19 protein-coding genes and 1 pseudogene are annotated in these 19,910 nt (G+C 71.2%); 5 read left to right on the plus strand and 15 right to left on the minus strand.

Annotated features, from left to right (window positions below; genetic code table 11):
* Positions 1-17 precede the first annotated feature (17 nt).
* The gene (gene ppgK / locus ACFYZL_RS03270) at positions 18-767 is read left to right on the plus strand and encodes a polyphosphate--glucose phosphotransferase (protein WP_384743081.1); all 750 of its coding nucleotides are present in this window, start codon (positions 18-20) and stop codon (positions 765-767) included.
* Here ppgK and ACFYZL_RS03275 read toward each other — a convergent pair.
* On the minus strand, positions 764-1,099 hold the full coding sequence (locus tag ACFYZL_RS03275; protein ID WP_388675549.1) for a DUF6542 domain-containing protein: 336 nt from the start codon (positions 1,097-1,099) through the stop codon (positions 764-766). The genes ppgK and ACFYZL_RS03275 overlap by 4 nt on opposite strands.
* A 321-nt stretch (positions 1,100-1,420) precedes the next feature.
* On the opposite strand from ACFYZL_RS03275, the gene ychF reads away from it, so the two are divergent.
* From ychF to ACFYZL_RS03290, 3 genes are all read left to right on the plus strand, one after another.
* A complete protein-coding gene (gene ychF / locus ACFYZL_RS03280) occupies positions 1,421-2,509 on the plus strand; it encodes a redox-regulated ATPase YchF (RefSeq protein ID WP_384743076.1) in 1,089 nt (362 codons plus the stop codon).
* Positions 2,510-2,703: 194 nt separating this feature from the next.
* Complete coding sequence (locus ACFYZL_RS03285; protein WP_388675552.1) at positions 2,704-4,344, plus strand: restriction endonuclease fold toxin-2 domain-containing protein; 1,641 nt, start codon at positions 2,704-2,706, stop codon at positions 4,342-4,344.
* 14 nt (positions 4,345-4,358) lie between these two features.
* On the plus strand, positions 4,359-4,814 hold the full coding sequence (locus tag ACFYZL_RS03290; RefSeq protein WP_383505018.1) for a hypothetical protein: 456 nt from the start codon (positions 4,359-4,361) through the stop codon (positions 4,812-4,814).
* A 186-nt stretch (positions 4,815-5,000) separates the two neighbouring features.
* Here the strand turns inward: ACFYZL_RS03290 and ACFYZL_RS03295 are convergent, their stop codons facing one another.
* The 8 genes from ACFYZL_RS03295 to ACFYZL_RS03330 form a co-directional block, all read right to left on the minus strand.
* Entirely contained in the window at positions 5,001-5,582 is a 582-nt protein-coding gene (locus ACFYZL_RS03295) for a Uma2 family endonuclease (RefSeq protein WP_388675555.1), read from the minus strand.
* A gap of 157 nt (positions 5,583-5,739) precedes the next feature.
* Complete coding sequence (locus ACFYZL_RS03300; RefSeq protein ID WP_388675558.1) at positions 5,740-6,702, minus strand: zinc-binding dehydrogenase; 963 nt, start codon at positions 6,700-6,702, stop codon at positions 5,740-5,742.
* 10 nt (positions 6,703-6,712) lie between these two features.
* Complete coding sequence (locus tag ACFYZL_RS03305) at positions 6,713-7,723, minus strand: 3-oxoacyl-ACP synthase III family protein (protein ID WP_384743069.1); 1,011 nt, start codon at positions 7,721-7,723, stop codon at positions 6,713-6,715.
* Positions 7,724-7,760: 37 nt separating this feature from the next.
* Positions 7,761-8,537 (minus strand): SDR family NAD(P)-dependent oxidoreductase, encoded by a 777-nt coding sequence (locus ACFYZL_RS03310; protein WP_384743066.1) that lies wholly within the window; start codon positions 8,535-8,537, stop codon positions 7,761-7,763.
* Positions 8,519-12,541 carry an amino acid adenylation domain-containing protein gene (locus tag ACFYZL_RS03315; protein ID WP_388675562.1) on the minus strand — a complete coding sequence of 1,341 codons (4,023 nt, stop codon included), beginning with the start codon at positions 12,539-12,541 and terminating at the stop codon, positions 8,519-8,521. The genes ACFYZL_RS03310 and ACFYZL_RS03315 overlap by 19 nt, the downstream gene beginning before the upstream one ends.
* Before the next feature lie 78 nt (positions 12,542-12,619).
* Positions 12,620-12,895 carry a chorismate mutase gene (locus tag ACFYZL_RS03320; protein WP_388675565.1) on the minus strand — a complete coding sequence of 92 codons (276 nt, stop codon included), beginning with the start codon at positions 12,893-12,895 and terminating at the stop codon, positions 12,620-12,622.
* Between the two features lie 2 nt (positions 12,896-12,897).
* Positions 12,898-13,125: a hypothetical protein gene (locus ACFYZL_RS03325; RefSeq protein ID WP_384743059.1), complete on the minus strand. Its 228-nt coding sequence runs from the start codon at positions 13,123-13,125 to the stop codon at positions 12,898-12,900.
* Positions 13,126-13,214: 89 nt separating this feature from the next.
* Positions 13,215-13,565 (minus strand): hypothetical protein, encoded by a 351-nt coding sequence (locus tag ACFYZL_RS03330; RefSeq protein ID WP_384743056.1) that lies wholly within the window; start codon positions 13,563-13,565, stop codon positions 13,215-13,217.
* Between the two features lie 143 nt (positions 13,566-13,708).
* On the opposite strand from ACFYZL_RS03330, the gene ACFYZL_RS03335 reads away from it, so the two are divergent.
* A complete protein-coding gene (locus ACFYZL_RS03335; protein WP_384743053.1) occupies positions 13,709-14,731 on the plus strand; it encodes a LuxR C-terminal-related transcriptional regulator in 1,023 nt (340 codons plus the stop codon).
* 65 nt (positions 14,732-14,796) lie between these two features.
* Here ACFYZL_RS03335 and ACFYZL_RS03340 read toward each other — a convergent pair.
* The 6 genes and pseudogenes from ACFYZL_RS03340 to ACFYZL_RS03365 all read right to left on the minus strand — a co-directional run.
* Positions 14,797-15,741 (minus strand): annotated as a pseudogene (locus ACFYZL_RS03340) (hydroxyacid dehydrogenase); the annotation flags it as partial.
* A complete protein-coding gene (locus ACFYZL_RS03345; protein WP_388675569.1) occupies positions 15,738-16,544 on the minus strand; it encodes a 4'-phosphopantetheinyl transferase family protein in 807 nt (268 codons plus the stop codon). The pseudogene ACFYZL_RS03340 and the gene ACFYZL_RS03345, both read right to left, overlap by 4 nt.
* Entirely contained in the window at positions 16,541-17,293 is a 753-nt protein-coding gene (gene fabG, locus ACFYZL_RS03350) for a 3-oxoacyl-[acyl-carrier-protein] reductase (RefSeq protein ID WP_384743048.1), read from the minus strand. Before fabG ends, ACFYZL_RS03345 begins: the two co-directional genes overlap by 4 nt.
* A complete protein-coding gene (locus ACFYZL_RS03355) occupies positions 17,290-18,363 on the minus strand; it encodes a beta-ketoacyl synthase N-terminal-like domain-containing protein (protein ID WP_384743046.1) in 1,074 nt (357 codons plus the stop codon). Before ACFYZL_RS03355 ends, fabG begins: the two co-directional genes overlap by 4 nt.
* Positions 18,360-19,628, minus strand: a complete 1,269-nt coding sequence (locus tag ACFYZL_RS03360) for a beta-ketoacyl-[acyl-carrier-protein] synthase family protein (RefSeq protein ID WP_388675573.1) — start codon at positions 19,626-19,628, stop codon at positions 18,360-18,362. Before ACFYZL_RS03360 ends, ACFYZL_RS03355 begins: the two co-directional genes overlap by 4 nt.
* Positions 19,625-19,882 carry an acyl carrier protein gene (locus ACFYZL_RS03365; protein WP_384743040.1) on the minus strand — a complete coding sequence of 86 codons (258 nt, stop codon included), beginning with the start codon at positions 19,880-19,882 and terminating at the stop codon, positions 19,625-19,627. The genes ACFYZL_RS03360 and ACFYZL_RS03365 overlap by 4 nt, the downstream gene beginning before the upstream one ends.
* Positions 19,883-19,910: the final 28 nt, after the last annotated feature.

The following is a 19,910-nucleotide window of genomic DNA, read 5'->3' on the forward strand; positions in this document are numbered from 1 at the left end:
TTTCGTACCGTATGTCCATGCAGATCATGGGTGTGGACATCGGCGGATCCGGGATCAAGGGCGCTCCCGTGGACCTGGAGAAGGGCGACCTGGCCCAGGAGCGCCACAAGGTACTGACACCACATCCGGCCACCCCCGAGGGGGTGGCCGGATGCGTTGCGGAGGTGGTCGGCGCCTTCTCCTGGTCGGGGCCGGTCGGGGTCACCTTCCCTGGCGTGGTCGCGAACGGGATCACCCGCTCGGCGGCCAACGTCGACAAGGGATGGGTGGGTGCCGACGCCGCGGATCTCTTCTCGCGCGAGCTGGGCGGCCTGCCGGTGACGGTCCTCAACGACGCGGACGCGGCGGGCGTCGCGGAGATGACGTACGGGGCGGGCGCGGGACGCTCGGGCACGGTCATCCTGCTCACCCTGGGAACGGGCATCGGCAGCGCCCTGTTCACGGATGGGCGCCTGGTCCCGAACTCGGAGCTCGGCCACCTGGAGCTCAAGGGCCACGACGCGGAGACGCGGGCGTCGGTGAAGGCCAAGGAGGACGGCGACCTGACCTGGGAGCGCTGGGCGCACCGCCTGCGGAAGTACCTGGCCCACGTGGAGATGCTGTTCTCCCCGGACCTCTTCATCATCGGCGGCGGGGTCAGCCGCAAGCCGGAGAGGTTCCTGCCGCTGCTCGACGGCATCCGCGCGGAGATCGTCCCGGCGAAGCTCCAGAACAACGCGGGCATCGTGGGAGCGGCGATGGCGGCGAAGGCCGCCCACGTCTCCTAGGCCGTACGCCGGGGAACCCTCCGCCGCCCGATCAGCACGGCCTTGCGCACGACGGCGATCAGGGCGGCGACCAGCGTCCCCGCGTACAGCCACCCGGCGTGCAGGGACAGCGCGGACACCAGCCCCATCAGCTGCCCGCCGAAGCCGCCGGAGCCGCCCGACACGGGCCAGACTCCGGCGGCGAAGGCGATGGGCGCGGCGATCGGCGCGGTGATCAGATCGGCGGGCCGCACCCACAGGGCGGTGGCCGCGGCCACGGGCGGGAACAGCAGCCCGTAGACGAACAGCGACGAGTCGAAGAGCAGCCAGGCGAACCCGGCGACCAGCACCATGGCGGCACACGCGAACAACCCGCCGCCGAGCCCCGTCAGCCGAGGCCGCGGCAGCCGCCGCGCGACGCTCGCGGCCGCCGCCGTCGGGCGCGTGCGCTGCGCCGGGGGCCGCACGGGCCGCTGGGGCCGCTGGGGCCTCGGTACTCGCTGGGGGTGAGGGACCGGTCGCGTCCTGTATCGCTCCACCCCACAAAACTAGGCGGGGGAGCCGCCGGATCCGGTCCCGGACACGCGTACATCCACCGCCACTCATCGGAAAGTAAACTGTCCGGTGGCCCGCACCCGGGCCGCCGCCCCCTCCAGCTACGGGAAGTCGCCAACGTGTCGCTCACGATCGGAATCGTCGGTCTGCCGAATGTCGGCAAGTCGACCCTGTTCAACGCCCTGACCAAGAACGACGTGCTGGCGGCCAACTACCCGTTCGCCACCATCGAGCCGAACGTGGGCGTCGTCGGCGTCCCCGACTCCCGCCTGGCGACCCTCGCCGGCATCTTCGGCTCCCAGCGCGTCCTGCCGGCCACGGTCGACTTCGTCGACATCGCCGGCATCGTGCGCGGCGCCTCGGAGGGCGAGGGCCTGGGCAACAAGTTCCTCGCGAACATCCGCGAGTCGGACGCGATCTGCCAGGTCATCCGTGCCTTCAAGGACGAGAACGTCGTCCACGTCGACGGCAAGGTCTCGCCCAAGGACGACATCGAGACGATCAACACCGAGCTGATCCTCGCCGACCTCCAGTCCATCGAGAAGGCCGAGCCGCGCCTGACGAAGGAGTCCCGCCTCCAGAAGGAGAAGGTCGCGGTCCTCGCGGCCGTCGTCGAGGCCAAGAAGATCCTCGAAGCGGGCGACACGCTCTTCTCGAAGGGCATCACCAAGGGCACGGAGCAGGGCGACCTCCTCCACGAGCTCCACCTCCTCACCACGAAGCCCTTCCTCTACGTCTTCAACGTGGACGAGGACGAGCTGACGGACGAGGCCTTCAAGGACGAGCAGCGCGCCCTGGTCGCCCCGGCCGAGGCCATCTTCCTGAACGCGAAGCTGGAGCAGGAGCTCATCGAGCTGGAGGACGACGAGGCCCTCGAACTCCTCCAGTCGGTCGGCCAGGACGAGCCGGGCATGGCCACCCTGGGCCGCGTCGGCTTCGCCACCCTGGGCCTCCAGACCTACCTGACGGCCGGCCCGAAGGAAACCCGCGCCTGGACCATCAAGCAGGGCGCCACCGCCCCCGAGGCGGCCGGCGTCATCCACACGGACTTCCAGCGCGGCTTCATCAAGGCCGAGGTCATCTCCTTCGCCGACCTGGTCGAATGCGGCTCGGTGGCCGAGGCCCGCTCGAAGGGCAAGGCCCGCATGGAAGGCAAGGACTACGTCATGCAGGACGGCGACGTGGTCGAGTTCCGCTTCAACGTGTAGTCGCATACCTAAAGGCGGCCTGACCTGCAAGAACGCGGGTCAGGCCGTTGTGCTGTCCGCAACGGTCCGCAGAACGGTTTGACCCCGGGGAGACCTCCTCGACGATCATTCGAACTCTAGGCGCAATCTCGCGCAGACGTTGCTGTATTCGTGCGTTAGCTTGATCGTTCACCTCTGCAGTGGGGAGGGGCGCCATGAGCGGGCTTGCGCCTGAAGTGGAGTTCATCGCGGAGGGCATGATCCGCGGATCCATGGGGCTGATCGAGTCGATGCGTGGGGCTCGGGACACCGCCATCGCGCTCGGCCACGAGCTGGCGCGGCAGCACGGGATGGCCGGTGATGACGATGCGGGCCGCTCGTTCGCGAAGGTCTACGTGTCCGCGGCGTCCACGGCGCTGGACAAGATGGGGTTCAGCTCTTACATCTTCGGGGCCACGAGCCGTGGTCTGATGCGCAATGCCCGTGAATTCATGGCCGTGGAGAGCCGGCAGGTGTCGGCGTTCCTGGGCAAGCAGGTCGATCTCACCGTGGGCATGGGTGACCCGGGTGCCGACTGCACGGAGACCTATCTCGGCCTCGGGCAGGGGCTCCCCGAAGTGGTGGGCGAAACCGCTTGGTACGACCAGTACGCGCCGGCGGGGCGTAGTGACCGGTTCCGCGGCTCACCGGAGAAGATCCGCGACGTTGCCAAGTCCTGGCAGCACGCGGGCTCCCTCCTGCAGCGCTTCCTGGAAGACGCCCAGACCTATGCATCGACTGCCGGCAAAGCGCACTCCGGGGAGGCGGCAGATGCCTTCCAGTCGTACTTCAAGCACTCCGTCGGTCTTACCTGCCCGCCGGCAAAGGCGCAGCAAGACGAACCCCTGGTGACGAACCTGGTCGCCGCCTGCTCCCAGCTGGCAAAGGCATGCCATCGGTACGCCGATCACGTGGAAGCCGCCAAGGCGAAGATCCAGGAACACAAGAGCGACCTGTTCGAAGTGGACATGCCCTGGGACACTCCCATGTTCGGAGCCAACGGCTACGACGGTGGGCTGCACGATGCCGTTCTCGGCGACTCCTGGATACGCGATCTGGGCGACGTCGCCCACGCGCTCGACTCCTCTGCCGCGCGAGTCGCTCTCCCCAACGCAGAAGGTCCTGGAGCCCCCGGACTCCCCGGGGTGCCGTTCCTGCCTCCGCTCATCCGCGTGCCCGTCCCCTTGCCGATCAGGCTCGCGTCGTATGCGGGGGCTCCTGCCCTCCTCCCGATGGTCAACTCTGTCGACCCCGGCATCCCGTTCGCCGATCCCATCGCCCCGGTCCCCGGTACCACGAAGCTGCTCACGGCCTCTGAGCAGCAGCAATTTCGCACGTGGATGAACTCGCTCACGCCTGGCGGCTTCGCAGGCGGCGGAGGCCCGAGCGATCCGGACAACGCCTACCAGTTGCGCACTTCCGGGTACCCGGAGCGGGAGGTGCCACTGGCCGGCAAGAACCGTGGACTGATGGTGGACGGCATTCGGCCCGTTGACGGGTACCTCGTCGAGGCGAAGCACGTTCGCGATCCCGACTGCAAGAAGAAGAGCTTCCGATCGCTTGACCGCTTGGAAGAGACTTTGACCAAACCGGTCAAGGTGGACTCGCAGGGAAAGATCGCTTGGGATCCCGTCATCGACTCCATGTACGCCGGTGACGAGAAGGAGCTCGTTCGGTACAAGCAAGCCATGGAGAACCCCGCGAACAGCGAGATACGGGGACTGGAGATCGTCACGAACGGCAAGGACAACGCTGCCTACTGGCAGTCCATGATGGCGATGTCGGGTACGCCGGGCTCGACGCGATACGTGCCGTGAGACAGAGGAAGACCGTGCCCACTGAACGGAACATCCGCACCAATTTCGCTTTCTACCCGCCCCAGGGTGACGGCGGAGCATGGCGTGCCACTGCCGAGTCCCTGGAGAGGGCTCTGAGGGAGGCATTCCCCGAGCCCACCGTGGAGTATCGGATCTCGGGGATCCACAGCGTCCCCGTACTTGACTTTGAGATCGAGCTGGCGCCGGACGTGTGGATCGATGGGACGGCGTCGATGCCGAAGCCCGACTATGCCTACATCACCCTGACCGACGTGACCGCCGGTGAGGCCGCTGTCTTCGCCCGGTGGCTCCGGGACTCCTTCGCTCCCGCACCGCACCTCGTCTGGTTCGCGAGCAGCCTCGCCGTGGCGAACGGCGAGCAGGACCCATGGCCGCTGCCGGCCGAGGGCGGAGACGAAGACATCACTGCGGAGCTCCGCAGGCACCTCGACTCCATCGAGGGCCTGTAGGCCAGTCCGCAGAACACCCGTAAATGGCTGTCGGGTGCCAACGCATACCGACGGGAAAATCCAGGTCAGGGCCCTGTGCGGGACTCCGTCGCAGGTCAGGATCGGGCCGCAGACATTCCGCTTCAACGTCTGATCGCAGCCCCAGAGGCGGCCTGACCTGCGAGAACGTGGGTCAGGCCGTACTTCTCAGCTGCTCCGGGGCGGCGTGAGCTTGTCGAGGTCCAGGCTGATCTCGAAGGGCACCGGGCGCTGGAGGGCGCCCCGGAAGATCCCGGCGGGCGCGTAGGCGCCGGTGGGTCCGTCGAGCTCGTAGACGTGGACGACCGGTGCCCCGTCCTCGTCCTCGATGCACCAGTAGTGAGGGATGCCGGCCTCCGCGTACTTGCGGAGCTTTACTGTGCGATCGCGATGGGCGGACTCGGGCGAGACCGCCTCCACGACGAGTTTCACGTCCTCAGGGGCATACCAGGTGCGGTCGGGGTCATAGGACAGGTTCGTCAACAGGAGGTCCGGCTCAGGCCGGTTGCGGGCATCGAGGCGGATCGTCATCTCACGCTCGACCTCGAAGCCGTCCGGCGCCTGCGCCATGAGGGTGGTGGTCAGGGCGGTGACGAGGCGGCCGTGCCAGGACCGCTGGGGCGACAGCATGAAGACGAGGGCTCCGTCGATCAGCTCGGTGTGGCGGGGTGCCTCGGGGAGGCGGTCGAGGTCCTCCGCGAACCAGCCTTCCGCGCGCGGAGGGCGCATCCAGTCGGGCAGTGCGGTCATGGCTTCACGGTAGCGGGCCGCAGCTCAAGCAGGAGAGTCGACGAACCCGGTCCGGTGGTTTTCGGCAACCGGCCGCGCGCCTGGCATTCGGCCATGAGCGACTCATCGGTCCAGGTCTCCACGGTGGTCATCTCCCCCTTCCGTTTCCCGCGGTGGCTCAGAGCGTGAAGACGATTTTGCCGAAGTGCTCGCCGGATTCCATGCGGGCGAAGCCCTCGGGGGCGCGGTCCAGGGGCAGGGTCTCGTCGATGGTCGGGCGTACGCCGGTGGTGGCGCAGAAGGACAGCAGGGCCGTGAGTTCCTCCTTGGTCGCCACGGTCGAACCGACGACGGTGAGTTCCCGGTAGAAGATGCGGGTGAGCTCCGCATGCGTGGGCCGGTCCCCGCTCGTGGCGCCCGAGATGACCAGCGTGCCGCCCCGTCGCAGGGACCGCACCGAGTGGGACCAGGTGGCGGCGCCGACGGTCTCGATGACCGCGTCCACGCGATGCGGCAGTCGTTCGCCCGGGGCCAGTGCCGCGACGGCGCCGAGCCGCACCGCCCGCTCGCGCTTGCGTTCGTCCCGGCTGGTGGCGAAGACGCGCAGGCCGGCCGCCGTGCCGAGCACGATCGCGGCGGTGGCCACTCCGCCGCCGGCGCCCTGGACGAGGACCGAGCCGCCGGGGCGTACGCCGGCCTTGGTGAAGAGCATGCGGTACGCGGTCAGCCAGGCCGTCGGCAGACAGGCGGCCTCCGCGAAGGAGAGGGCCGGCGGCTTCGGCACGAGGTTCGCCGTGGGTACGAGCACCTGCTCGGCGAAGGTGCCCTGGTACTTCTCTGTGAGGATCGAGCGGGGTTCCCCGGGAGCGAGCCCGTGGCCGGTCAGTCCGACCACCGGGTGCAGGACGACCTCGTTGCCGTCCTCGTCGACGCCTGCGGCGTCCGTGCCGAGGATCATGGGGAGTCGGTCCGCGGAGAGGCCGACCCCGCGCAGCGACCACAGGTCGTGGTGGTTCAGGGAGGCGGCCCTGACGTTGACGCGGCTCCATCCCGTACGGGCCCGCGGAGCGGGGCGTTCCCCCAGCCGCAGTCCCTGGAGGGGTCGGCGCAGTCCGATCTCGGCGGCGTAGGCGGCGAACACGAGGGGGCGCTCACCACTCTCGCTGCGGGAAGTTCTCGCTGCCGCACCAGTGGACGACGGTTCCCCCGTAGCTCATCCCGGCGCCGAAGCCGAGCAGGAGAACGGCGTCGCCGGGGCTGAGCCGGCCCGTTCGCTCGGCTTCGGCGAGCGCGATCACCACGCTGGAGCCGCTGGTGTTGCCCAGCCTGTCGGCCACGATGACGGCCTTGTCGCCCGGCTGGCCGAGGAGGTCGATCAGCTGCCGTACGAGGGTGGGGTTCGCCTGATGCGTGACGATCAGTTTCACGTCGTCGAGCGTGACGCCCGCCGATTCGATCACCCTGTCCACGAGGCCGGGAACGACGGAGAGGGCGAAGTCCTTGACCCCCCTGCCGTCCATCCGCGTCACGTTCGTTCCGCTGAAGCGGTTCAACTGCCCTTCGCCGGGGAGGCGTTCGATGAGAGCCGTGTAGTAGCGGTCCGGGTCCGTCCCCAGGAGCGTCCGGCCGATCCCCGGGCTGTCCGAGCAGCGCTCCAGGAGGTAGCACGCGGCGCCGTCCCCGAAGATCGCGTGCTGCGTCCGGTCGTCCGGGTCGTTCAGCTGGGCGACGGTGTCGGCGACGACGACGGCCACGCGGTCGTACTGTCCCGACTGCACGTACTTGTGTCCGACGTCCAGGGCGAAGAGGCCGCCGGCGCAGCCGCCCGCGTTCACATCGAATCCGGGAACGCCGTGGATCTGCGCCTTGCGCAGGATCATCGTGGCCACGGCCGGGATCATGTGATCGGGCGTGGAGGTGCAGCAGATCAGGAGATCGATGCTTCCCGGATCCACACCGACCCGCTTGCACGCGTCCTCGAACGCGCCGAGCGCGAGGTCCGAGGTGAGCTCGTCGGGCCCGGCGACGCGGCGGCTGACGATACCGAGCCGCTCGCGCATCCAGGCGTCGCTGGTGTCGAAGCGTTCGACGAGCTGTGCGTTGGTGACCTCGTTCTCGGGAACGCACACGCCTATGGAGCGTATGCCGACAGAGCCGTTCATGATTCCTTCACTTCCCCCGGTTTCGGATTCTGCGGTTTCACGGGCCATGACGCCGTAGGCCGGGAGACATGCGCACCGCGCCGTCGAGGCGGATCGTCTCGCCGTTGATCATCTGGTTTTCGACGATGTGGGCGACAAGCCCGGCGAATTCGGCGGGATTTCCCCACCGTTGTGGATGTACGAGGTCACGGTCCAATGCGCCCCGGGCCGCCGCGGGGACCGCGGCGACCGCGGGTGTCGTGAAGAATCCCGGTGCGACGGTGACGACCCGGATGAGCGAACCGGCCAGTTCGCGGGCCAGGGGCAGCGTCATGGAGACGATCCCGCCCTTGGACGCCGCGTAGGCCGCCTGTCCGACCTGCCCGTCGAAGGCCGCCAGCGAGGCCGTGTTGACGATGACGCCGCGCTCCTGCTCCACCGGCGGGTTCGCGGCCATCCGTTCGGCGGCCAGGCGTACGACGTTGAAGGTGCCCACGAGGTTCGCCGTGACGACGTCGGTGAACTGCCGCAGGGAATGCGGGCCCGCCCGGCCGATCACCTTTGCCGCGTGGGGCACTCCGGCACAGTTCACGACGATGCGCAGGGAGCCGTGCCGCGTCGCGGCGTCCACGGCAGCGGCCACCTCCGACTCGCCGGCCACGTCGCCGCGTACGAACACCGCAGAGCCGCCCAACGTCTTCAGCGCGGACCGGCCGCGTTCCTCGCTCCGGCCGAAGACGACCGGAAGGACGCCGCAGGCCATGAGCCGCTCGGCGACGGCGAGCCCGAGCCCGGAGGTGCCGCCGGTGATCAGGGCTACCGTGGCGGGTGGCATCGGTTCTCCTCATCGGGGGTGCCGGGACGTCCGGACACGCCGAGACGTCCGGCGATGATCGCGGCGAGCGCGCGTGGCTGATGGGTGACGAAGTAGTGGCCGGCCCCGGGTATTTCGGCCAGCTCGACGTGGGTCGCGTAGCGCTTCCAGTTCAGGTACGCGTGCTCGTAGCCCTCGGTGGCGCTGTCGGCGTCACCGATGACCAGGACGAGCGGAGTGGCCAGCGGTGGGTGACGGTCCTCCTCCGCTTCGATCTGGAAACGCAGGCCCTGCGTCATGTCGTGCCGGATCACCTTCAGGACGGTCTGCAGATCGGAGTCCTCCAGCGCCCCGTCGAATCCGCCGAGCGACTTCATGTACGCGTACAGGGCGTCCGCGGACCAGAGCCGGGCGTGCTCCAGTTCCCGCGCGGGCGCGGCGGCGGGCAGTGCGGCACCGATGTACACGGCCGCCGGCTCCCGCCCCTGCCGCTCCAGTCGTCGCGCGACCGCGAGCGCGAGAGCCGAACCGGCGCAGTGGCCGTACAGGGCGAAGGGTCCGCCGAGGGAGCCGCTGATCTCCGCGGCGATCAGATCGGCGGTCTCGTCCAGGGACAGCAGGGGTTCCCCGGACCGGGTCGGGTCGTGTCCGGGCAGTGCGGCGCTTCGGATCTCGATCCCGGGTGCCAGCTCGGTGGCAAGACGGTGGTAGGCCGCCGCGGTGCCGCCTCCGTAGGGGATGCAGACGAGCGTGAGGTCCGCGCCTTCCGCGCCGGCGGCCAGGCGCCGCAGGATGCGCTGCCTTCCCGCGGTGGCCTCCGCGCCGGGGACGTCGCGGGTCCCGTGCGTCCCGTGCGTCCCGTGCGTCTCCTGGATCTCCCGGATGCGGAGGGCCAGGCTCGCCGGCGTGGGGTGCTGGAGCACGTCGAGGACCTCGGTGCCCCGGCCGAGGCGGCGCGCCAGACGCACCGCTTTGAAGGAGTCTCCGCCCAGGTCGAAGAAGTCGTCCCCGGGGGAGATCCCGTGAACCCCGAGGGCGTGCCGGAAGGCGTCGACGACCTCCTGCTCGGCGGGGGTCGACGCCGCCGTGGCGTCCGGACCGGCGGTCGTCACCGGATCCGGCAGGGCGCGCCGGTCGAGCTTTCCGTGGGGAGTGAGGGGGATCCGGTCGATCGCCGTCACGGTGGCCGGCACCATGTGGGAGGGCAGCCGGCGCGCGAGGAGACGGCGCAGGTCGGCCGTGTCGAGGCCCGACGGATCCGCGGGCACGACGTACGCGGCCAGGACGCTGTCGCCGACCGCGTCCTCGCGCACGAGGGCACAGCAGCTCTCGACGCCCGGGGCGGCCCGCAGCTCGGCCTCGATCTCCCCGAGTTCGATCCTGTGCCCGCGGATCTTCACCTGGTCGTCCGCGCGGCCTTCGTACCGGAGGAGACCTCCGGCGGTCCGGCGGGCAAGGTCTCCGGAGCGGTACATGACGGAGCCGGGCGGGCCGAACGGGTCGGGGAGGAAACGCACGGCGGTGAGGGCCGGCCGGTTCAGGTACCCGCGGGCCGTCTGATCGCCGGCCACGTAGATCTCACCCGTGACACCGGGCGGGACGGGCCGCAGTTCCCCGTCGAGGACGTAGAGCGCGAGGCCCGGCAGGCTCTGTCCGATCGGACTCCCGCCCCGGGCGGAGAGAGCGGACCGGTCGAGCGCGAGATGGCTCGCGTGGACCGTGGTCTCCGTGATCCCGTACATGTTGACCAGCACCGGGGCGTCGCCGGGGTGCAGGCCGTACCACTCTTCGAGCCGCCGGACGTCGAGCGCCTCACCACCGAAGACGATGTAGCGCAGGGCCAGGTTCCGGCCGAGCCGTGGATCGTCCCCGTACGCCTGAAGCAGCTGCTGGAACGCCGAAGGCGTCTGGTTCAGCACGGTGACGCCTTCCTCCACCAGGAGCCGGAGGAAGCGGTCCGGCGCACGGCGCGTGGCCGGGGGGACCAGGACGAGGCGTCCGCCGTGGAGCAGGGGTCCCCACAGCTCCCAGACGGAGAAGTCGAAGGAGAAGGAGTGGGCCATGGTCCATACGTCGTCCCCACGGAAGTCGAACAGTTCCCGGGCCGCCGAGAAGAGGCCGAGCACGTTCTTGTGCGGGACGACCACGCCCTTGGGGCGCCCCGTGGAACCCGAGGTGTGGATGACGTAGGCGGCGTTGTCCCGGGTGAGGGGGCAGTCGCGTTCCCCGGGGCGCAGGTCGTCCTGGGGGAGAGCGGCCAGGTGCGCCCGGGTGACCGCGCTGTCGATCTCCACGGTGACCAGGCCCGGGACCGAAGGCCGGGGCGCCCCGCGGTCCGTGCCGAGCAGCAGGAAGGGCTCCGCGTCCGCGAGCAGGGAACCGATCCGGTCCGGCGGGTACTCCGGGTCGACGGGAAGGTACGCGGCGCCTGATTTGAGGATCGCCAGGAGCGACACCACGAGTTCGACGGACGGCGGCAGGCAGAGCGCCACCAGGCGCTCCGGCCCGCAGCCGTGCCGCACGAGCAGCCGCGCCAGTCGATTGGCCCGCGCGTTCAGCTCTCCGTACGACAGGGACGCGGTCCCGCACGTCACGGCGACCGCGTCCGGCGTCCGGCTCGCCTGTGCCTCGAAGGCGTCCACGAGGGTGCGGTACCCGTCGTCCGCGCGCTGCCGCGGGCGCACCTCCAGGAGCGCGCGCCGCTCCTCGGCGCCGAGCACGTCGATCTCGCCGAGCGGACGGTCGGCCCGCGCGATGACCTGCCGCAGGAACGCTTCGAACCGTGCCCGGTGATCGCCGAGTTCCTCGGCGCCGTAGAGGCCCGCGTTGGCGTCGAGGGTGAACGTCATGCGCCGGGGCGTCGCGTACACGCCGAGCATGAAGTCCTCGATCGGGCCCGGCGCGAGATTGCGGTGCTGCGCGGAGCACCCGCCGAACGACGGCTCCGCGTCGAGCGACAGGACGTTCGCCGTGGGGCCGAAGACGCGGGCGCTTCCCCGCAGCGTGCGCAGGCCGCGCCGGATGTCCTCGAACCGGTAACGTCGGTGGGCGCGCGTCTCGTCGAGCTTTCGGGAAACGCGCTCCAGCAGTGCGAGGAAGGTGCCCGAGTGGGCGCCGCGCACTCGCAGCGGGATGATGTTGGAGACCATGCCCGGCGTGGTCGCCGCCGCGTCCGTGTGGCGGTTCGACACCGGAAGCCCCAGCACGGCGTCGGGGGTACCCGTGATCCGGCTGACGTACGCGGCGAACGCGGCGATCACCACGTGCGACCACTTCACGCCATGGGTGCGGGTGAACTCGTGCAGAAGGTCCACGAGTCGGGTGTCCGCGTACCAGGTCTCCCTGAGCGCGACGCCCGTCGGAGCCATGGACGCGTCGGCGAAGCCCGGCACGTGCTCGATGTCGGCGAACTCGTCGAGCCAGTACCGACGGTCGTCCCGGAAGCCGGCCGAGGCGCGGTAGCGGCGGTCCTCCTCGACGAGGGAGGCAAGACGTCCGAAGGGTGTGGCGGGCGGTGTCCGGCCGGCGGCCAGCGCGCCGTAGACCTCCGCGGCACGGTGGACGAGGAGCTGTGAGCCCACGCCGTCGCAGACGATGTGGTGCAACTGCCAGAACCACAGGTGTCTTTCCGGCGAGAGGCGAAGAACCGCTTGGCGCTGGACGTCTCCCGTGGCGGGGTCGAGGGGGGAGCCGATGCGCGCGCGCATCCAGTCGTGCGCCGCTTCCCACGGCTCCGCCCGGCCGGTGAAGTCGAGGAGCGGCACGTGGGGATCCGGTCGGGGTTCCACCCGTTGCCACGGCCCTTGCGCGTCCTCTCCGAAGGACGCGCGCAGCGCTTCCGCCTCGGTGATGACCCGGCGGACCGCTTCCTGAAGCAGCTCCGGGGCCAACGGGCCACGGATGTCCAGGAATTCCGCGTAGGAGTACGCGAGCTTGGAATCGTCCAGCCGCTGGCCGTACCAGATTCCGGCCTGACCCTCGGTGAGGGGAAGCCTGGGTGGGAAGTCGACGGGTGAAGCGGGCACGGCGGAGCCCTCTCGTGGGAGGAGGGCCGGGAAACCCGGCCCTCCTGCTCGGTGCTGCTGCGTGAGGAACCCGTACGGCTACGGGGCGGGGACGCTCGCGCCGCGGCAGATCTCCAGCACGGCCATCGCGATCGCCGTTCCCTGCCGCCCGTACGCCGCCGTGTACGGGGCGATGACGCGCATCTCACGGGTGAAGTCGGTGCGGGTGCCGCCGGAGGACAGGCGGGTGCGCTGGACTTCGCGGGAGAGCGCGCGGCGGCGCTCCAGCAGGGTGCGGATCTCGGCGTCCACGACGTCGAGTTCGGCGCGGAGCGCGGTCACGTCCGCGAGTGCGGTCGGTTCGGCGTGCGCCATGATCAGTTGCCCCAGGTGTGGCCGAGGGGCTTCAGCAGGTCCTTCGCCGTGTCGGCGATGGTCTTGGCCGCCGCAGCGGTGGTGCTGCCCGGGGCGGACTCCGAGGCCATGGCCGTCGACGCCGGAAGGGTGGCCGCGAAGAGGGCGAGGGCGATGGTGGCGACCCTGAGGGCGGCGGGCTTGGCGGTGGAGTGGTTGCCGTGGCTGCGGTGGTGGACGATGGCGCGCATTCGGTGTTTCCCCCTGGAACTTCTGACTTCGGTGTGGAGCTCGTTCTTGGTCGGTTCGAGTCTCACATTCACCGCGTGTCCCGTCAGCACTACCGATTGTCAGGGTCCTGTGATGGCAGCTCCCTGACATGAGGGCCGCTCCGGGCGCCCGCCCCGAGCTCTTCCAGGGCGCTGACGAGCGAGGTGGCCGGGGCCCAGCCGAGTTCCGTGCCGGCCGTCGCCGGCAGCGCGCGGGCCATGAGGCGGACCGCCGCCGCTTCGGTCCCCTTGCTGTCGGGATGGCCGAGGAAGAGCGTCAGGCGCGCGCCGCCGTCGGGCGCGCGGAGTACGTGGACGTGTTCCAAATGATCTTCGGGAAGGGCGAGTTGGCGAATGCGGTCGTCGAGTGAGGGCTCGCCGGGAAGCGCTCCGGCGGGCACGGTCGCCGTTACGAGAAACATGGATTGCGCCTCCGTGAATGTCCTGTGAGCGGTCTCGCGTACCAATGAGTAACGTTGCTCGTGATCGAACGGGTCTGAGATAGTCCAGGGGACTGGGCTGCGGTTTTGTGCGGTCGACGGGGGAACTCTGGGGGGAGTTGGTAATGGGACAGCTGGGTCTTGATGCGGATGCAGAGGCGGTCTACCGGATCCTGCTGAAGCGGCCCAGGGCCGGTGTCGTGGAGATCGCGGAAGGGCTCGCCTGGCCCGTCGAGCGCGCCAGGGCCACCCTGGACCGACTCGCCGAACTCACGCTCGTACGGAACTCCTCCGAGGAGCTGGGCAAGGTCCGCCTCGTCAACCCGGAGTTCGGGCTCGCCGGCCTCCTGCAGCGTCAGGAAGAGGAGCTGGCCCAGCGCCAGCAGGCCGTCGCCGCCACCCGGCTGGCCATCACGCAGGTGCTCAGCGAGTACGGCGAGGACCAGGAGGCGCAGACCGACGAGGTCCGCCGGTACACCGGACTCGACGCCATCAACTCCCAGATCGAGCGGCTGGCGCACGGGGCGGAGAGCAGCGTCGAGGTGTTCGCACCGGGTGGCGCCCAGACGGAGGAGTCCCTCGAGGCCGCCCGGCCCCTCGACCAGGCCGCCGTCGAGCGCGGTGTGCAGCTGCGGTACATCTACCTGGACTCGGTGCGCAATGACCCGGCGACACTGGGCTACGCGCGCTGGCTGCACGACATCGGCGGCGAGGTGCGCGTGCTGCCCCACCTGCCGCCGCGGATGATCATCTTTGACCGCCGTGCCGCCATCGTGCCCATCGACCCCGAGGCCGCCGCCCGAGGGGTGCTGATCCTGCGGGGTGCCGGTGTCGTCACCGCCCTGGTCTCGCTCTTCCAGCAGACCTGGGAGCAGGCGCAGCCGCTCGGCGTGAGCAGGGCGGCCGCGGCGCAGCCGGACGGGCTCACCGGGCAGGAGCGGGCCGTCCTCGATCTGCTCTTCGAGGGGCACACCGATGATGTCGTCGCCCGCAAGCTCGGAGTGTCGGTGCGTACGGGTCGGCGGATCACCGCCGACCTGATGGCCCGTCTCGGCGCCCGCAGCCGCTACCAGGCGGGGGCGCTGGCGATGGAGCGCGGGTGGCTCGGGCCTGGCGCGGAGACCGGCGAGGCCCTCGGGAGCGACTGACTCCGCCGTGCGCGCCGCGCCCCTGCCCGACCTCACCGCGCGTGCGCGCGGGTCTCGTGCGGCGCGTTGACCGCGTCGGGTACGGGCATCCCCGTGAGCGCGAGCAGGACGGATTCGGCGGCCTGGGTGCCTGCCCGCTCCTGCGCCTCGGGGGTGCTCGCGCCCAGGTGCGGTGTCGCGATCACGTTCTCCAGCTCGAACAGCGGGGAGTCCGTGCAGGGCTCCTGCGCGTACACGTCCAGGGCGGCGCCCGCGATCCGGCCCTCCTTGAGCGCCGCGTACAGCTCCTGCTCGTCGACGATGCCGCCGCGCGCCGCGTTCACCAGGCGCAGATCGGGGCGGACGCGCCGGAAGGCGTCGAAGCCGATCAGCCCGGAGGTCCCCTCGTTCAGCGGCAGATGGACCGTGAGGAACCGGGCCCGGGCCAGGACCTCGTCGAGGCTGGTCAGGCGTACGCCGAGACCGCGGGCGTGCGCCTCGTCCGCGTACGGGTCGTACGCGATCACCTCCATGTCGAACGCGGCGAGCCGGCGCGCCACCAGCGAGCCGATCCGGCCGAGGCCGAGGACGCCGAGCGTCTTGCCCGCCAGCTCCACACCCGTGTAGGAGCCGCGCGCCCAGCGGCCGTCCTTGAGGGCGGCGTGCGCCTGCGGGACATGGCGGGCGAGGGACAGGAGCAGCGCGACGGCGTGCTCGGCGGCGCTGACGACATTGGACGCGGGCGCGTTGGCGACGAGGACACCGGCGGCGGTGGCCGCGGGCACGTCCACGTTGTCGAGGCCGACCCCGGCCCGGGCGACGACCTTGAGCCGTGGCGCCGCGGCGAGGGCCTCGGCATCGACGCGGGTGGCGGAGCGGACCAGGACGGCATCGGCCTCGGCGAGGGCGGCGAGCAGCGCGGGCCGGTCGGTGCCGTCGACGTGTCGCACCTCGATGGCGGCGTCCCGTGCGAGGACCTCCGTGGCCTGCGGGCTGAGCGCGTCGGCGATGAGGGCGACGTACTGACTCATGAGGCGAGTGGCCTTTCAGCGGCGGGAAGGGTGGGGTGGCATGAGGTTTCGGGTACGCCCGTCGACGCGCCGATCGCGGCCAGCAGGGCGGACCCGTCGTGCTGCGTCGGGCGCACCGGGGCGCCGACGGCGGCGAGCGCGGCCAGGTGGCCGGTACCCGCGTCCAGGTCGTACAGGTGCAGGGGCAGCCGGGGGCGCTCGGGCCCCGACCAGGACAGCAGCCGGGGCGGGGCGTCGGGAGCCGTGACGTGCAGGAGCTCCGGGGGGACGGCGAGCCCGTCGCCGGTCGCCTTGAGCAGGGCCTCCTTGCGCGTCCAGTAGCGCACGAAGCCCTCGGGGCGCCGCGCCGCGGGCAGGGCCGCGAGGGCGGTGCGCTCCGGTGCGCAGAGAACCCTTTCCGCGGTCTCCGGCGCGAACGGCGCGATCCGCTCCACGTCCACACCGATCTCGGTGCCGAGCGAGAGGGCGACCACCACCCGCTCGCCGGAGTGCGACCAGGAGAGCCTGAGAGGCGGCGGAGGCTGGGGCTTCCCGTGCGGGCCGCCGCACTGCTTGCACACGGCTGTCAGCGGCAACGCCGCGGCAGGGACGCCGAGTTGAGCGGCGGCCACCGTGCGGGCGAGCACGCGCGCGGTGAGGTGGAGCGCCCGCTCGGTCGGCCGTCGCAGCCGGTCGGAGCGGGCACGCTCACCCTCGTCGAGGAGCCCGCGCAGCCGCGGGTGGGCGTCACCGGCCGACGCCCACCACAGCTGGCACGCGCCGGGCCGCAGCGCCGGTACGGCCTGCGCCGCACCGTCCGTCACAGCCCGCCGTCCACGGGCAGCACGGCGCCGGTGACGTACGAGGCCCGCGCCGAGGCCAGGAAGGCCACGGCCTCGGCGACCTCCGCCGCGAGCCCGGTCCGGCCCAGGGCCGTCCGCTCGGTGACCTGCTTCTTGACCTGGTCGTCGAGCACCGCCGACATGTCGGTGTCGATCAGGCCCGGAGCCACCGCGTTGACGCGGATCCCGCGCCGGCCGACCTCCTTCGCGAGGGAACGCGAGAAGGCGATGATCCCGGCCTTGGAGGCGGCGTAGTTGGTCTGGCCCGCGTTGCCGTACAGCCCGGACACGGAGGCGACGGTCACGATGCTGCCGCCCCGGCGCTTCATCATCGGGAAGATCACGGACCGGCAGACGTGGTACACGCCGTCCAGGTTGGTGTCCACGACCTCGTTCCAGTCGCTGTCGGACATCAGCAGCAGGGGCTTGTCCCTGGTGATGCCGGCCGACGTGACGGCGACCGAGACCGGGCCGAAGTCCTGCTCGGTGGCCTCCACCCAGTCCCGTACGGACTGCGCGTCGGCGACGTCGACCCGCCGCCCCAGTGCGCGGGCGCCGAGATCGGCCAGCTCCTTCTCCAGGTTCGCGGCGGCCTGCTCGTCGCCGCGGAAGCAGAAGGAGACGTCGTGTCCGTCCCGTGCGAGTCGCAGGGCGACGGCCCGGCCGATCCCGCGGGAGCCGCCGCTGACGAGGGCGACGGGCCTGGAGTCCACGTTCCGGGCCTCGCTCATGCGGCCTCTCCTTCCGTCAGCAGCCGCAGCACGGCGCACCCCACGGGACCGTCCGGATCCGTGGCGGTGAGGAGCGCGACGCGGCCCGGCTCACCCGGCTCGGACAGCAGCGCGGCGAGCTGGAACGCGCCGGTGGCCGCGGCCGTCTCGCCGAGCAGCGCGACGGACGCCGCGCGGGCGCGCACCTCCGCCGGGAACAGCTCCTCGTGCACCCGGCGCTCCTGCTCGCCCGCCGCACCGGGGGCCTCGCCGGGCACGGCGGCCCAGACCTCGCCGGACGAGACGCCCGCCTCCGCGAGCGCGGCGCGCACGGCTGCCGTGAGCGCCGCGGTGAACTCGCCGGGCGGCGCGACCCGGTGGTGGACCGCGAGCACCTCGGCCAGCGGTTCACCGGTCGCGGTGTCGCCGTGTTCCAGGAGGACCATCACGCAGCCCTCGCCCAGCACCACGTCGCTGCCGTGCGCCGCCCGCGTGAGGTGGGCGCGGGTCGCCGAGAACTCCTCGGCCGAGCCGGCCAGCATCCGCTCGGCGCGCCCGTCGGCGAGCAGCCGGCACGCCTGGTCCAGGGCGACGAGACCGGAGAGCCGGCCGGCCGCGACGGTGGTGTTGGGGCCCTTGAGCGCATGACGGATGGCGCTGGCCGAAGCCGCCCTGTTCATCGCCATGTTGGGGATCCGCACCGGCATCACGTCGATGGGCCGGTCCCCTTCGAGGGAGGACTTGGTGAACTCCATGAACCCCTGGACGCTGCCGGAGGCCGTGCCGAGCACGACACCGGTGCCCGGATCTCCGTCCTCGCCGGCCGGGGACGCCCCGGACAGCAGCTCCCGTACGGTCACCGCGGTGAGCCCGGTCAGTCGGTCCAGTCCCCGGGTGCCGACCTTCCCCAGCGCCTCGCGGACCTCGAACCCGGGGACGACGCGGGCGGTCGTGCCGGCCTGCGCCGTCCACTCCTCGGGCCCGGCGGACTCGGGCGGTGCGGTGCGGGTGCGCAGCCCCGCCGCGAGCGGGGCGCGGCCGGTGCCGTACGGCGACACGGCCGACCATGCGGTGATGACCGCGGTACTCATCGGACGTACTCCCCTCGGGGGCTTTCATGGCGGCCGAGCAGGACGACGGCGTTGTTGCCGCCGAAAGCGAGCCCGTTGTTCTGCACGATGCGCACGTCGGCGGCCACGGAGACGTTCGGTACGACGTCGACGGCGCAGTCCGGGTCGGTGCTGCGGTGGTTGGCCGTCGGCGGTATGAACCCGTACCGGATGGCGAGCGCCGAGGCGATGGCGCCCAGGGCGCTGGCCGCTCCCATGGTGTGGCCGATCATCGCCTTGACGCCGACGGTGCGCGGCGTCCTGTCCCCGTACACCTCGCGGATGGCCGCGACCTCGGTCGTGTCGTTGGTCGGGGTGCCGGTGCCGTGCGCGGAGATCAGGTCGACCTCCTCCGGCTTGACGGACGCGTCCTCCAGGGCGAGGCGGATGCAGCGGGCGACGCTGTCCTTCTCGGGCGCGGTGGGGTGCGCGGCGTCGCAGTTGAGGCCGTAGCCGAGCACCTCCGCGTAGATGTGCGCGCCGCGGGCGAGCGCCGACTCCTCGGTTTCGAGCAGCAGCAGGCCCGCGCCCTCGCCGGTGAGCAGGCCCACGCGGTCGGCGTCGAACGGACGGCACTCGTCGGGTGCGATCAGCCCGAGCCGGGCGAAGCCCGCGAAGGTCTTGCGGTTCAGCGCGTCCGCGCCGCCCACCAGTGCCCATTCGGCGCGGCCGCTGCGGACCGCGTCGAAACCGGTGCCGATCGCGTAGTTGCCGGCGGCGCAGGCGGTGGCGATCGTCGACGACTCCACGTCGGACAGGTCGAGTTCGCGTACGACACCGAGAGCGAGACTGCCCGTGGCGGTCCTGCTCAGGGCCGAGCCGGTGAACGCGGCGAGCCCGATGGCGAGCGCCGACTCGGTGAGCAGGTCGAGCTCGCCGACCTCGCCGTCGGTGGTGCCGAGGACGACGGTGCCGCGCCGTTCGCGCAGCCAGGCCTCGTCGAGGCCCGCGTCGTCGAGCGCCATCCGGGCGGCCGCGGCGGCGAACTGCGTGGCACGCCCGGTGTGTTCGGGCCGCACCCGGTGCAGGGCGGTGGCGGCGTCGAAGCCGTGCACCTGGTGGCCGCGGCGGCTGGGGAAGCCGGTGGTGTCGAAGGCGGTGATGTCCCCGGTGCCGACCCGGCCGGCCCGCAGGGCGGTGGTGAACTCCGCGACCCCGTTGCCGATGCTGGACAGTACGCCGCAGCCGGTGAGGACGACCCGGCGCGGCCCCGTGGCGGGGCCGGCCGGAGTCCCTGCGGCACTCATGGCGTACGCCGCTCGGCAGTGGCGAGCACTTCGAGGACGGCGTCCAGGTGGACCAGCTTGACCAGGTCGTCCTGCGGGATGACCACGCCGAGTTCCTTCTCGATGCGGGAGAGGATCTCGATGGCGCCCAGCGAGTCGGCGCCGTGGTCCTCGATGAACAGGCTGGTGCCGGTCAGCTCGTCGTCCTCGAGCTCCAGGATGTCGGTGATGATGGCCCGTACGGCCGTGGCGTCCACGGGAGTGTTCACGGTCATGGCAGCTGCCTCTCGGATCTGGATGGCC

Source organism: Streptomyces sp. NPDC001717 (assembly GCF_042892775.1).
Lineage (GTDB): Bacteria > Actinomycetota > Actinomycetes > Streptomycetales > Streptomycetaceae > Streptomyces.

Bases quoted from the DNA above. Each gene is read 5' to 3' on its own strand.
- ppgK (WP_384743081.1), top strand. From the start codon at position 18: ATGCAGATCATGGGTGTGGACATCGGCGGATCCGGGATCAAGGGCGCT.
- ACFYZL_RS03295 (WP_388675555.1), bottom strand. From the start codon at position 5,582: ATGACCGCACTGCCCGACTGGATGCGCCCTCCGCGCGCGGAAGGCTGG.
- ACFYZL_RS03365 (WP_384743040.1), bottom strand. From the start codon at position 19,882: ATGACCGTGAACACTCCCGTGGACGCCACGGCCGTACGGGCCATCATC.
- ACFYZL_RS03310 (WP_384743066.1), bottom strand. From the start codon at position 8,537: ATGCCACCCGCCACGGTAGCCCTGATCACCGGCGGCACCTCCGGGCTC.
- ACFYZL_RS03320 (WP_388675565.1), bottom strand. From the start codon at position 12,895: ATGGCGCACGCCGAACCGACCGCACTCGCGGACGTGACCGCGCTCCGC.
- ACFYZL_RS03285 (WP_388675552.1), top strand. From the start codon at position 2,704: ATGAGCGGGCTTGCGCCTGAAGTGGAGTTCATCGCGGAGGGCATGATC.
- ACFYZL_RS03335 (WP_384743053.1), top strand. From the start codon at position 13,709: ATGGGACAGCTGGGTCTTGATGCGGATGCAGAGGCGGTCTACCGGATC.
- ACFYZL_RS03330 (WP_384743056.1), bottom strand. From the start codon at position 13,565: ATGTTTCTCGTAACGGCGACCGTGCCCGCCGGAGCGCTTCCCGGCGAG.
- ACFYZL_RS03305 (WP_384743069.1), bottom strand. From the start codon at position 7,723: ATGAACGGCTCTGTCGGCATACGCTCCATAGGCGTGTGCGTTCCCGAG.
- ACFYZL_RS03360 (WP_388675573.1), bottom strand. From the start codon at position 19,628: ATGAGTGCCGCAGGGACTCCGGCCGGCCCCGCCACGGGGCCGCGCCGG.
- ACFYZL_RS03275 (WP_388675549.1), bottom strand. From the start codon at position 1,099: ATGGTGCTGGTCGCCGGGTTCGCCTGGCTGCTCTTCGACTCGTCGCTG.
- ACFYZL_RS03355 (WP_384743046.1), bottom strand. From the start codon at position 18,363: ATGAGTACCGCGGTCATCACCGCATGGTCGGCCGTGTCGCCGTACGGC.
- ACFYZL_RS03325 (WP_384743059.1), bottom strand. From the start codon at position 13,125: ATGCGCGCCATCGTCCACCACCGCAGCCACGGCAACCACTCCACCGCC.
- fabG (WP_384743048.1), bottom strand. From the start codon at position 17,293: ATGAGCGAGGCCCGGAACGTGGACTCCAGGCCCGTCGCCCTCGTCAGC.